This is a genomic window from Variovorax sp. GW821-FHT09B05, assembly GCF_059418265.1.
In genome coordinates, this window is record NZ_JBWKPN010000015.1 from 1 (window position 1) to 12,491 (window position 12,491).

13 protein-coding genes are annotated in these 12,491 nt (G+C 71.5%); 5 read left to right on the plus strand and 8 right to left on the minus strand.

Annotation, left to right across the window (positions count from 1 at the left end; genetic code table 11):
- Positions 1-102 precede the first annotated feature (102 nt).
- Positions 103-948, minus strand: a complete 846-nt coding sequence (locus tag AC07RM_RS30870; RefSeq protein WP_495336932.1) for an ABC transporter permease — start codon at positions 946-948, stop codon at positions 103-105.
- Between the two features lie 53 nt (positions 949-1,001).
- Positions 1,002-1,976: an ATP-binding cassette domain-containing protein gene (locus AC07RM_RS30875; protein ID WP_093354132.1), complete on the minus strand. Its 975-nt coding sequence runs from the start codon at positions 1,974-1,976 to the stop codon at positions 1,002-1,004.
- A 243-nt stretch (positions 1,977-2,219) separates the two neighbouring features.
- Between AC07RM_RS30875 and AC07RM_RS30880 the strand changes: the two genes are divergently transcribed.
- Positions 2,220-3,095, plus strand: a complete 876-nt coding sequence (locus AC07RM_RS30880) for a hypothetical protein (RefSeq protein WP_208514155.1) — start codon at positions 2,220-2,222, stop codon at positions 3,093-3,095.
- A complete protein-coding gene (locus tag AC07RM_RS30885; RefSeq protein ID WP_495336933.1) occupies positions 3,092-3,766 on the plus strand; it encodes a hypothetical protein in 675 nt (224 codons plus the stop codon). Before AC07RM_RS30880 ends, AC07RM_RS30885 begins: the two co-directional genes overlap by 4 nt.
- Positions 3,767-3,778: 12 nt before the next feature.
- Here AC07RM_RS30885 and AC07RM_RS30890 read toward each other — a convergent pair whose 3' ends face one another.
- The gene (locus AC07RM_RS30890; protein ID WP_093354140.1) at positions 3,779-4,669 is read right to left on the minus strand and encodes a LysR family transcriptional regulator; all 891 of its coding nucleotides are present in this window, start codon (positions 4,667-4,669) and stop codon (positions 3,779-3,781) included.
- A gap of 120 nt (positions 4,670-4,789) precedes the next feature.
- Between AC07RM_RS30890 and AC07RM_RS30895 the strand changes: the two genes are divergently transcribed.
- Entirely contained in the window at positions 4,790-5,437 is a 648-nt protein-coding gene (locus AC07RM_RS30895; protein WP_495336934.1) for a glutathione S-transferase family protein, read from the plus strand.
- A gap of 40 nt (positions 5,438-5,477) precedes the next feature.
- Positions 5,478-6,458 carry a pyridoxamine 5'-phosphate oxidase family protein gene (locus tag AC07RM_RS30900; RefSeq protein WP_495336935.1) on the plus strand — a complete coding sequence of 327 codons (981 nt, stop codon included), beginning with the start codon at positions 5,478-5,480 and terminating at the stop codon, positions 6,456-6,458.
- Positions 6,459-6,474: 16 nt separating this feature from the next.
- Here AC07RM_RS30900 and AC07RM_RS30905 read toward each other — a convergent pair whose 3' ends face one another.
- Positions 6,475-7,623 carry a cytochrome P450 gene (locus AC07RM_RS30905; protein WP_495336936.1) on the minus strand — a complete coding sequence of 383 codons (1,149 nt, stop codon included), beginning with the start codon at positions 7,621-7,623 and terminating at the stop codon, positions 6,475-6,477.
- 112 nt (positions 7,624-7,735) lie between these two features.
- On the opposite strand from AC07RM_RS30905, the gene AC07RM_RS30910 reads away from it, so the two are divergent.
- Complete coding sequence (locus AC07RM_RS30910; protein WP_495336937.1) at positions 7,736-8,437, plus strand: ArsR/SmtB family transcription factor; 702 nt, start codon at positions 7,736-7,738, stop codon at positions 8,435-8,437.
- A gap of 12 nt (positions 8,438-8,449) precedes the next feature.
- Here AC07RM_RS30910 and AC07RM_RS30915 read toward each other — a convergent pair whose 3' ends face one another.
- The 4 genes from AC07RM_RS30915 to AC07RM_RS30930 form a co-directional block, all read right to left on the minus strand.
- A complete protein-coding gene (locus AC07RM_RS30915) occupies positions 8,450-9,442 on the minus strand; it encodes a Bug family tripartite tricarboxylate transporter substrate binding protein (RefSeq protein ID WP_495336938.1) in 993 nt (330 codons plus the stop codon).
- Positions 9,443-9,589: 147 nt separating this feature from the next.
- Positions 9,590-11,107, minus strand: a complete 1,518-nt coding sequence (locus AC07RM_RS30920) for an AMP nucleosidase (protein ID WP_093354454.1) — start codon at positions 11,105-11,107, stop codon at positions 9,590-9,592.
- Positions 11,108-11,166: 59 nt separating this feature from the next.
- Positions 11,167-11,718 (minus strand): TIGR00725 family protein, encoded by a 552-nt coding sequence (locus AC07RM_RS30925; protein WP_495336939.1) that lies wholly within the window; start codon positions 11,716-11,718, stop codon positions 11,167-11,169.
- Complete coding sequence (locus tag AC07RM_RS30930) at positions 11,666-12,490, minus strand: ABC transporter permease (protein WP_296788809.1); 825 nt, start codon at positions 12,488-12,490, stop codon at positions 11,666-11,668. The genes AC07RM_RS30925 and AC07RM_RS30930 overlap by 53 nt, the downstream gene beginning before the upstream one ends.
- Between the last annotated feature and the right edge of the window lies 1 nt (position 12,491).

Consider the following 12,491-nt stretch of genomic DNA (forward strand, 5'->3'; position numbering starts at 1 on the left):
TTTCTTTGCCTACTTTCTTTTGGCGAAGCAAAAGAAAGTAGGTCGCCCGCCGGGGCGAGACCCGGCCAACGGCCTAACCAAAAAGCGCACCCTCAAAAAACATCAAGCCCTGAACCTCTTCCGAGTCAAAGCCAACGCCACCCAAAACGCCACCCCCGCATAGACCACCAACACAGCAGCATGCCGAGCCCACCCAACAGGCCACTGGTCCATGAACAAAGGCCGAACCAACGCCACCGCATTAGCCAACGGCAACCACCCCGCCACCACCTGCACAGCCTCAGGCAGTTGCTCGAGCGGAAAGAACACCCCACTCAAGAACATCATCGGCGTCATGAACAAGGTGAAGTAGTACGTGAAGAAGTCATACCCCTTCGCCATCGCATTGAAGATCAGCGCGATCGATGAAAACGCGACCCCCGCCCCCGCCAACACCAGCCAGGCCACGAACAGCTTCGGACTGTGACTGATCCCCAGCCCCAGCATCACGAACAGGATCGCCGTCACCGTGAAGATCGACTTGAATGCCGCCCACAGCATCTCCGCCAGCACGATGTCGTCGAGCCCCACCGGCGCGTTCATGATCCCGTCCCACGTCTTCTGCACGTGCATGCGCGAGAAGGCCGAGTACAGCGCCTCGAACGAGGCCGCGTTCATCGCGCTCATGCAGATCGAGCCGCTCGCCAGGAACAGGATGTAGGGCACCTTCGTCTCGCCCACGCTCACCTGTCCCACCAGCGCCCCCATGCCGTAGCCGAAGGCCACGAGCCAGATCAGCGGCTCGGCGATGTTGCCGATCAGGCTCGGGATCGCGAGCTTGCGCCACACCAGCAGGTTGCGCAGGAACACGGGCCACCAGCGCATCGACAGCTGCGGCGGCCGCCACGCGGAAGGCGAGGGTGGCGAAGAAGAGGAGAAGGGCTCGGTGGCGAGGGTCGGAGTGGTCATGCGATCGGTGTGTCTCTGGGTTGTCGTTCTGCGGCGTGCACGAGGCGAGGCCCTCAGCCGTCCTCGCGAATCTGCCGCCCCGTGAGCTTGAGGAACAGGTCCTCGAGGTTCGCGGGCCGGTGGAAGGTGCGCAGGCCCGGGTGCTGCGACAGCGCCTCGAGCAGGCGGCGCGCGTCCTGCGTGTAGAAGAACACCGTCTCGCCGCTGACCTCGACGCGCGCGGCCAGGGCGCGCAGTGCGTCGACGTTCGCCAGCGCGAGCGCACCGTTGCCGTAGACCTCGACCACGTCGGGCTCGAGGTGCTCGGCGATCAGGTCGCGCGGGCGGCCCTCGGCGATCTTGCGGCCGTGGTCGAGCACCAAGAGGCGCGAGCACAGGCGCTCGGCCTCGTCCATGAAGTGGGTGGTCAGCAGGATCGACTTGCCCTGCTGCAGCAGCACCTGCAGGCGCTCCCACATCAGGTGGCGCGCCTGCGGGTCGAGGCCGGTGGTGGGTTCGTCGAGCAGCAGCAGCTTGGGGTCGTTGACCAGCGCGCGCGCCAGCGAGAGCCGGCGCCGCATGCCGCCCGAGAGCTCGCCGGGCTTGGCATCGGCCTTGTGCGAGAGCGCCGCGAACTCGAGCAGCTGCGGCACGCGCTCGCGCACCTGCTTCTTCGCGAAGCCGAAGTAGCGGCCGTAGACCACGAGGTTCTCGGCGCAGCTGAAGTCGGGGTCGAGGGTGTCGAACTGCGACACCACGCCGAGCTGCGCCTTGATCGCGAGCGCGTCGCGCGGCATCTGCAGGCCCAGTGCCTCGATGCTGCCGCCATCGGGCGCCGTGAGGCCCAGGCACATGCGGATGGTGGTGGTCTTGCCGGCGCCGTTCGGGCCGATCACGCCCAGGCACTCGCCGGGCGCGATGTCGAACGAGAGATCGTCGACCACCGTGGTGTCGCCGTAGCGCTTGCGCAGGTTCGCCACGCGAAAGAGCGGCGCGGCGGGGGCGGCGGCCGGCGAGGGAGGGGAGGCAGCTTGGGAGGAGGAGTACACGGGCGGGACCAGAAAGAGGAAGACAAGGAGGACCGCGGAACGCGACGATTCTGACGCAGGCCCGCGCGCGGCGCCGTCCGTCGGGGGACCAGGGTTCACCGCGAGCCCATGGCGCGCGCGAGCGAGACACAATCGCGGCTTCGCCGGCCCTGGCCGCAGTCCGTCCACGCATCCTTTCGTCCGACCTTCCATGCAGACAAGCCACAGGCCGTGCACTTCCTTCTTCTTCCGGGTCCGCGGCCGATGACGGCAGCGACCGCGTCGCGGCCGTGGCGCGCGCTGCTGCTCGTGCTGTGCAGCGCGCTGCTCGCGGCCTGCGCGCCCTTCCATCGTTCGATCGGCGCGGCGGAGCGCGCGAAGCTGCCCGAGGTCGACGTGCGCGTGGTGGTCGCGCAGGAGAGCTTCATGTTCTCGGCCCAGCCGCCCGGCGCGGCCGCGGCGCTCGGCGGCGGCATGATCGGCGCGCTGATCGACTCCTCGGTGCAGCAGGCGCGGCAGAAGGAGATGAGCGCCGAGGTCGGCGCCACGGTCGGGCCGCTGCTCGACTACGACTACCGCACCGAGGCCGGCATCGCGCTCGGCGAGATCGGTGCCACCGGCCTCTATCCGCCGCTGCGCATCGCCTCGGCGCAGGTGCTGCCCGCGATGCCGCCCAAGGCACAGCACGAGGCGCGCATCGCGGCCACGCGCAACGGACCCGCCTACCTCGTGCTGCTGCTGCAGTACGCGCTCGAGCCGGGGCTCGGTGCCTTCACCACGCGCACCACCGCGCTGCTGTGGCAGGACGGCGGCAGCGAGCCGGTCTACCGCGCGGGCGCGATCTACCAGTCGCCGATCGGCGGCGGCACGCGGCCCACGGTGGTGCGGCGGCTGGTCGCCAACGATGGGCAGGCGCTGCGCGCCGTGATGCGCGACTCGGTGATGCAGACGATGCGCCTGTTCGCGCTCGACATCGCGGGCGCACGCTCGGGGCCGGTGAAGACCGGGCGCTTCAACGTCAACGGCACCTGGGTCGTGATCGGCGGCCAGGGCATCGAGGACACGCAGGCCGGTCCGCCGCGCGTGCTGTTCCGCGACGAGGACAAGGCGCTGTATTCGATCCGGAGCACCGTGCCATGACGCGCCTTCGCTTCCATCGCGCCGCCGTGCTCGTGCTGTTGGCCGGCGCGCTGACGCCGTTGGCGCACGCGGTCGACGAGAACGAGCCGCTGAGCATGGTCTTCGAGTCCTCGCCCGAGCCCGGGCAGCGGCCCGACGAGGCACCGGTGCTGGCGTTCCGCATCGCGCAGCGCTGCACCTTGTTCCTCGCGCGCGTCGACGACATCCGTCGCAACAAGAGCCACATGGGCAACCTCACGCGCATGCTGCCGACGGTGCATGCCACGCCGCGCCGCGTGGAGTCGCTGCGCGGCGGCGATGCCGTGCCCTGGGTGCGCGACGCGCTGCTGGCGACGCGCCGCTACGGCTTCGACACGCTCGCGGCCGCGCCGCCGGCCGCGGGCCTGGCGCGCCGCCAGCTCGGCGCCGAGGTCTCGCTGCGGCTCGCGCATGCCTGGTCGGTCGACCTCAACCTGGTGTCGCACGTGGCGATCAAGGTCGACTACCGGCTGCCGGGCGGCGCCACCGTCTCGCGCCAGTACCACGGCATGGGCACGCGCGCCAACTGGGCCAGCGCCAACGGCGAGTTCATGGCGGTGCTGAACCTCGGCCTCGAGGAAGCGGTGCGCGGCATGGTCAACGACGCCGAGCGGCTGTGCGACGGCCGGCCGCTTCCGCCCGAGGCGCCCTGAGCCCGGCACCAGCTACATCCGCAGCCCGGTGAACTCGTCCTTCATCCAGTCGATGAAGGCGCGTGTGCGCGCCGGCAGCAGCCGCGCGTTCGGATAGATCACGCTGACCGGCCGCGGCGGCGGCTCGAAGTCCTCGAGCACCAGCGCGAGCCGGCCCTGCGCCACCAGCGGCAGCACCTGGTAGGAGAAGAAGGTGCCGAAGCCCATGCCCGCGGCGCAGGCCTCGACGGCCGGCGCGAGGTGGTTGAACTCGAGCCGCGTGACGGTCGCGACATGGATCGTGCGGCTGCCTTCGTGGAAGCTCCATTGCGCGGGCGCATCGAGCCGGCCGCGCACCGCGGGCGCGCCGGCCAGGTCGCGCGGATGGCGCGGCGTTCCGTGGCGCTTCAGGTAGGCGGGGCTCACGGCCACCACGCGGCGGATGCTGCCGAGCGTCTGCGCGACCAGCGAGGAGTCTTCGAGGCTGCCGATGCGGATGCCCACGTCGATGCCTTCCTCGAGCAGGTTCACCGTGCGGTCGTACAGCAGCACGCTGCAGCGCACGCGTTCGTGGCGCTGCATGAAGCGCGTGATCGCGGGCGCCACGTACATGTGGCCGAACAGCACCGGCGCGGTGATCGTGAGCCGGCCCTCGGGCTCGCGCGCCTCGGCCTGCAGCGCGAGGTCGGCGGCGTCGGCCGCCAGCAGCACCTCGCGCGCGGCGGGCAGGTAGTGGCTGCCTTCCTCGGTCAGCGACAGCCGCCGCGTGGTGCGGTGGAACAGCCGCACGCCCAGGTGCGCCTCGAGCGCGGCGAGCGCGCGCACCACCGCGGGCAGCGAGGTGCCGAGCGCCTCGGCGGCGCGGGTCAGGCTGCCCTGGTCGGCAATCTGCACGAAGGTCTGCATGGCCTTGAAGCGATCCATCGGGCGATTAGAGCGGATTAATCCGAAAAACGCAGCAGTCAAATCCGATGACGTGTATTCCTTCGATCGACGCAAGAGAGAAGAATCCATTCCGACGCCACCACTTCGAGGATTCCGACCATGACCGCTTCCCGCCAACCGGCCCAGTTCATCAAGCTCTACGGCACGCCGATCTCGGGCCACGTGCACCGCGTGCGCCTGTTCCTGTCGCTGCTGGGCCTGCCCTTCGAGGCGATCGAGATCGACATGCGCGCCCGCGCCAACCGCACGCCCGAGTTCCTCGCGCGCAATGCCTTCGGCCAGGTGCCGGTGATCGAGGACGGCGAACTCACGCTCGCCGATTCGAATGCGATCCTGGTCTACCTCAACGAGCGCTATGCCCCCGACCCCGGCCGCTGGATGCCGCGCGATGCCTTCGGCGCGGCGCAGGTGCAGCGCTGGTTCTCGGTGGCCGCGGGCCAGCTCGCCTTCGGGCCGGCGGCCGCGCGTGTGTTCGCGCTGTTCGGCCGGCCCGACGATCCGAGCGAGGTGCGCAAGCGCGCCCATGCGCTGTTCGAGGTGATGGAGCAGCACCTCGCGGCCCAGCCCTTCCTGGTGGGCGAGTCGGCCACGCTGGCCGACATCGCGAACTACGCCTACGTGGCCCATGCGCCCGAGGGCGGCGTGTCGCTCGATCCCTATCCCCACGTGCGGCAATGGCTCGCGCGCGTCGAGGCGCTGCCGGGCTTCGTGCCGATGGTGCGCTCGCCCGTCGCGCTGGCCGCCTGATCGCGTCCACCCTCACCGAAGAAACTCGCGGAGGTCCGCCATGATCGATGTTCCCTTCCACGCCGGCGAACGCGCGATGCAGCTGCAGGCCGGCTCGCGCGAGGTCATGGCCGCGGCCGGCTCGCGCGTGATCCGCGACTTCATGCCCGACCAGCACCGCGACTTCTTCGCGCTGCTGCCCTTCCTGGTCACCGGCAGCATCGACGCCCAGGGCCAGCCCTGGGCCAGCATGCTGGCCGCGCCGGCCGGCTTCGCGCATTCGCCCGACCCGACGCACCTGCGCATCGATGCGCTGCCCGATGCCGGCGATCCGCTCGCGGCCTCGCTGCGCGACGGCGCGACGCTCGGGCTGCTCGGCATCCAGCCGCACACCCGGCGGCGCAACCGCATGAACGGCACGGTCGAGGCGCTCGACGCGGCGGGCTTCACGCTCGAGGTGCAGCAGAGCTTCGGCAACTGCCCGAAGTACATCCAGGCGCGCGAGCCCGCCTACCGGCCGCCGGCCTCGGCACCCGCGGCGGCGCAGTGGCTCGATGGCCTCGACGACGCGGCGCGCGCGCTGATCCGGCGCGCCGACACGCTGTTCATCGCCAGCGCCCATCCCGCGAGCGCGGCCATCGATGGCGACGAGGTCGATGCCAGCGCGCGCGGCGTCGACGTCTCGCACCGCGGCGGCCGGCCCGGCTTCGTGCGCGTGGACGACATCGGCGGCGGCGTGCTGACGGTGCCCGACTTCACGGGCAACCGCTTCTTCAACACCTTCGGCAACCTGCTGGCCTATCCGCGCGCGGGCCTGTTGTTCGTCGACTTCGACAGCGGCGAGATGCTGCATGTCGCGGCCACGGCCGAGATCGTGATCGACGGGCCCGAGCTCGCGTCCTTCGAGGGCGCCGAGCGGCTGCTGCGGCTGCGCGTGCAGCAGGTGCTGCGCCGGCCCGGCGCGCTGCCGCTGCGCTGGGGCGCGGCACAGCTGTCGCCGTTCCTGGAGCGCATGGGGCAGTGGGCCGAGGCAACGGCCTGAGTACCGGGCGCCGTGTTCAGTCGAACTGCGGAATGCGCCCGTTGACCGAGGGCCGATAGCGCCAGCCGCGTTCGAGCAGCCCCCCGACCTCGGCGCGGCGCTCGCGCAGCAGGGCCTCGAGTCCGGCCGCCGCGAGCGTGCAGGCCAGCGCCTGCCCCGGGCACGCATGCAGGCCATGCCCGAAGCCCAGCATGCGGCGCCGCGCGCGCAGCGGCTGGAAGCGATCGGGCTCGGGGTTGAAGGCCGGATCGCGGTTCGCGGCCGCCAGCACCAGCAGCACCGCATCGCCCGCGGCCAGCGTCGTGCCCGCGATGTCCACCGGCTCGGCCACGAAGCGCCGCGTGTTGTGCACCGAGGGATCGTGGCGCGCGGTCTCCTGCACCACCATCTGCAGGCCGTCGCGCGTGGCCGCGGCCTCGCGTGCGGCCGGTTCGCGCCGCCAGGCGATCAGGCCGTTGCCGAGCAGGCCGGCCGTGGCATCGCAGGTCTGCGACAGCAGGCCGACGAGGTTCGCGAGCAGCGCGCGCGAGGGCGGTGTGCTCGCGGGCTCGGCCTCGCGCACCGCCGCGAGCAGCGTGCCGCGCGCGGCCGGTGCGTCGGCCACCAGGGCCTCGAAGCGCGTCATCAGCGCGGCCGCGGCAACGCTCGCCGCACGCAGCTGCGCTTCGCTCGACAGCGGCGACAGGCAGGCCACGAAGTCGCGCATCCAGCCATCGACCCGCGGCAGCGCCGCATCGCCGAAGCCCAGCAGCCGCGCCACCGCGCGCAGCGGGATCGAGAACAGCGCGTCCGACAGCGGCAGCGCGCGCGTGCCCGTGGCCGCCTCGAGCGCGGTGGCATGCGCGCCCTGCAGGTCGAGGCCCGCGAGCGCGCGCTGCAGCGCGGGCCGGTGCGCCTGGTGCGCCGCGCCTTCGTTCATGCGCACCAGGTGGCCGAAGACCTCGCCCGCGGGCTGGCCGACGATGGCGCGCGGCACCGGCTCGGCGGCCGGCCGCACGCGCAGCGCGCCATGGGCCTGCAGCAGCGTCTCGATGACCTCGGCGCGGCTCGCGACCCACAGGCGCAGCGTGGCGTTCCAGGCCAGCGGCGGGCCGTCGCGCAGGGTGGCGTAGTAGGGATAGGGATCGGGATGCACGACGGCCTTGACGGGGTCGGTCGGGGCCATCGTCTCGAGGGTGGGGTGCGGCGTGCTCATGGCCGAAGTCTGCGCCGCCCGTGTCCGCCACACTTCGCTCGCGACCGAAGTGTGGGATGGCATGGCACCTTAGGATCGCCGCATGAACACCGCCGCCTCCGCGAACCCGGACCTCCAGCTCGCCCGCCTCGCCGGCGCCATCGCCGAGCCCGCGCGCGCCCGCATGCTCAGCTGCCTGATGGACGGCCATGCGCGCACCGCCACCGAGCTCGCGACCGTGGCCGAGGTCGCGCCCTCGACCGCGAGCGCGCACCTCGCGCGGCTCAAGGAGGAGCGGCTGGTCGCGCTGCTGGTGCAGGGCAAGCACCGCTACTTCCGGCTCGCCGACGACGACGTGGCGGCCGCGCTCGAAGGACTGATGGTGGTGGCCGGCGCGCCGCGCGTGGCCGGGTTCAAGCCCAGCACGCCGAGCCGGCTGCGCAGCGCGCGCACCTGCTACGACCACATGGCCGGCACGGCGGGCGTCGCGCTGCACGACCGGCTGCATGCGCAGGGCTGGCTCAGCGGCCTCGCGAGCGGCTCCTACGAACTCACGGCCGAGGGCGCGGTCGCGCTCGAGAGCCTGGGCGTGGAGGTCGATGCGGTGCGGCGCTCGCGCCGCCGCTTCGCCTGTGCCTGCCTCGACTGGAGCGAGCGCCGCCCGCACCTGGGCGGCGCGCTCGGCGCCGCGTGGCTGCAGCTCTCGCTGAAGCGCGGCTGGGTGCGCCAGGAGCTCGACGGCCGCGCGCTCGCGCTCACGCCCAAGGCCGTGCGCGAGATGCCCGAGCTGTTCGCCGGTGCCTGATCGGGCCTCGAGTCAGGCCTTGAGCTTGAGCAGGTAGATCAGCGGGCCCGCCATCGCGGTGTCGAGCTCGAGGAAGCCCTCGAAGTCCTTGCCCGCCATCCAGTAGGCGTCCCAGTTGTTCTTCCGGATGGTCTTCTGCCAGAGGTCGGCCACGGTCGCGCGGCGCACCGCCTCGAGCAGCACGGCGCGCCGCTCGGGCGTCACCTTCTTGCCGGTGAGCACGCCGCGCCAGTTGGCGAGGTCGGCGTCCACGCCCTGTTCGCGCACCGAGGGGATGCCGAGGAAGGGCCGCCTGGCCGACACGCCGATGGCGCGCAGCTTGCCGCTCGCGAGGGCCTCGCTGAATTCGCTGTAGCCCGAGATGCCGGCCGCCGACTTGCCCGACTCGAGCGACTCCACCACCTGCGCGCCGCCCGGGTGCGGCTGGTAGACCAGCGCCGCGGTGTTGCCCGCCACGCGCGCCAGCATGCCGGCGTACATGTGGTCCACGCCGCCGGCCGAACCGCCGGCGATCACGGTCTTGGCGGCGTCGGCGCGCAGCTGGGCGATCAGGTCCTTGGGCGTCTTGATCGGTGAATCGGCGCGCACCGCCACCACCTCGTAGTCGCTCGTGAGGCGCGCCACCGGCGCCACCTGGGCCAGCGTCACGGCCGGTTTCTGCAGCGCCACCGCGCCGACCATCACCATGCCGCTCATCAGGATCGCGTCGGGGTCGGCGTCGTACTTCTCGACGTACTTCGCGAGCCCGATGGTGCCGCCCTTGCCGCCGATGTTCTCGTAGACCACGTCGCCCACCGCGCCCGAGGCCAGCATCGCGGCGCCGAGCGCGCGGCCGGTCTGGTCCCAGCCGCCGCCCTCGTTGGCGGGGATCACGATGCGAAGCTTTGCGGTCAGCTGCGGCTCGGCCGCGCGCACCGCCCCCGTTCCCAGCACGGCCATCGCGCCCAGCCAGGCATGGAAGCGCCGGCGTCCGGGCGAAGGCGGCAGGGCAGTCGGGTGCGGCATGTTTGTTTCCGATTGTCTAAAAAGGTAAACAAATGATGACGCAAGGCGCCTGTCGTGTCGGTGACAGGCACCCAGGGGAAAACCCGGGGAATGGGCCCTCAGTCCCTCTAAATGCGGAACTAAGTCACGCTTTTGGCGGGCCAGGCCTTACTGGAACGCCACTTCCGCGAAGCTGCGCAGCTTGCGGCTGTGCAGCCGGGTCGAGCCTTCCTGGCGCAGGATCTCGATCGCCCGCATGCCGATGCGCAGGTGCTGCTCCACGCGCTCGCGGTAGAAGTGGTTGGCCATGCCGGGCAGCTTGATCTCGCCGTGCAGCGGCTTGTCGCTGACGCACAGCAGGGTGCCGTAGGGCACGCGGAAGCGGAAGCCGTTGGCCGCGATGGTCGCGCTCTCCATGTCGAGCGCCACCGCGCGGCTCTGGCTGAAGCGGCGCTGCGGCTGGTTGCCGGGCAGCAGTTCCCAGTTGCGGTTGTCGGTGCTCGCCACGGTGCCGGTGCGCATGATCTTCTTGAGCTCGGGCCCCTCGCACTTCGTGACGTCGGCCACCGCCTGCTCGAGCGCGAGCTGGATCTCCGACAGCGCCGGGATCGGCACCCACAGCGGCAGTTCCTCGTCGAGCACGTGGTCCTCGCGCACGTAGGCGTGGGCCAGCACGTAGTCGCCGAGCTGCTGCGTGTTGCGCAGGCCCGCGCAGTGGCCCAGCATCATCCAGGCATGCGGGCGCAGCACCGCGATGTGGTCGGTGATGGTCTTGGCATTGGCCGGGCCGACGCCGATGTTGACCATGGTGATGCCGCTGTAGTCCTCGCGCACCAGGTGGTAGGCCGGCATCTGCGGCAGCCGCGGCGGCGCCGTGCCCTGGCTGCCGTCGAGCAGGTGGCCGAAGGTGGCGCTGGCGCCGGCCGAGAGCCCGCGCCGGCGCGTCACCACGTTGCCGGGCTCGATGAAGGCGATGTACTCGCTGTTCTCGTCGGCCATCGCCTCGTGGCCCAGGCGCACGAACTCGTCGATGTAGAACTGGTAGTTGGTGAACAGCACGAAGTTCTGGAACCAGTCGGGCAGGGTGCCCGTGTAGTGGCGCAGCCGGTGCAGCGAGTAGTCGACGCGCGCGCCGGTGAACAGCGCCAGCGGCTGCGCCTCGCCGGGCAGCGCCTCGAAGGTGCCGTTGGCGATGCCGTCGTCCATCGCGCCCAGGTCGGGCAGGTCGAACACGTCGCGCATCAGCGCGCGCCGCTCGGGGCTCATCGTGCCCTCGATGTGGTCGTTCTCGGCGAACGAGAAATGGATCGGGATCGGCTGCGTGCTGGTGCCCACCTCGAGCTCGACCTGGTGGTTCTCGAGCAGCAGCCGGAACTGGTCGAGGTAGTAGCGCGCATAGAGGTCGGGCCGCGTCAGCGTGGTCTCGTAGCGCCCCGGTCCGGCCACGAAGCCGTAGCTCAGGCCGGCATTGGCCGGCGGCGTGTGGCGCGCCACCGTGTGGGTGTGGACCCGCACGAAGGGATAGCAGGCGCGCACGCGGCCCGGCAACTCGTCGCCGTCCACGAAGCGCAGCATCGATTCGCGCAGATGGGCGAGTCCGCCCTGGTAGATGGCCTTCACCTGGTCGAGCGCGGCGGCGGCGTCGGTGAAGCGGGCGGGTGCGACGAAGGGGGGCATGTAGGGCATGGCGGCATTGTGCAATGCCGTCGTGACCGCTTTCGGAACGCTTCCGGCCGGCTCGCCCTTCAGGCCAGCAGGCAGCCCAGCACCTTCGCGAGCATGTCGTCCGCATCCGCCGCCTGCACCGCGCCCGGCAGCTCGACGTCGCCATGCATCACGAACACCGGCTTGCCCCACTTGAGGCCCATCGCCATTTCCGACAGCGTGCCCATGTTGCCGCCGATGGCGACCAGGCACAGGCCGCTGCGCGCGACGATGCCGTTGCGCAGCTCGCCCATGCCGGTGGGGATGGCCACGCTGAGCCATTCGTTGGCGTTGCGGTCGTCGTCCTCGGGCAGGATGCCCACGGCGATGCCGCCGGCCTCGGCGGCGCCGCGCGAGGCCGCGGCCATCACGCCGCCGCGCCCGCCGCACACCACCGCCATGCCCGCGCCGGCCAGCGCATGCGCCACCGCATAGGCGGCCTCGCACTCGGCCGGGCCGCCGTCGCCGGGACCGATGATCGCCACCGGCTGGCGATGGCGATCGGGCCCGCGCTGCCGTTGCGCGAGGCGCGCCAGCGCCTCAATGACCGGCGCCGACCACCGCACCGCGTTCGCGCCTTCGCGTAAGCACATCGCCCACTCCCATCACGATCACACACACCACCATCAGCACCAGCGACAGGGCCGCCGCCACCGCGAAATCGGAACCGCCGTCGCCCACCTGCGCCAGCAGCATCAGCGGCAGGATGTTGAGCTGCGTGCCCACCAGCGCCAGCGCCGTGCCGTAGGTGCCCATCGCGATCGCGGCCACCATGCAGGCGTTCGACAGCACCGAGGGCGCGACCTCGGGCAGCACCGTGTCCCAGAAGGCGCGTGCGCGCGAGGCGCCGAGCGTGCGCGCGGCCTGCGCCGGGCGCGGGTCGAGGTTGGCGAACACCGGGTACAGCGACAGCGCCACGCGCGGGATCAGGTAGTAGGCATAGGCGAAGCCCAGGCCCGACACGCTGTAGATCCAGCTGCCGAGCACGGCAGGATCGGCGCCGAGCCCGGCCATGAGCTGGGTCACGAAGCCCGCGCGGCCGAAGGCCAGGATGAAGCCGTAGGCGATCACCAGCCCCGAGAACGCCAGCGGCAGGCCCAGCAGGGTCATCAGCCACTGGCGCCGCGCGGCCGGCTGGCGCGCGAGCTCGATCGCGATGCAGGTGCCGACCAGCGCCGACACCGCGCCCGCCGCCAGCCCGAGCGCCAGCGTGTTGCGCAGCGCGCCGAAGAACAGCGGGTTGCCGACCAGCCGGCCGAAGGCGCTGCCGCGCTCGGCGAAGGCCTCTGGCAGCAGCGCCGCCAGCGGCACCGCGAAGAACAGCGCCATGAAGGCCCAGGCGGGCCAGGCACCGAAGCGTCTCATC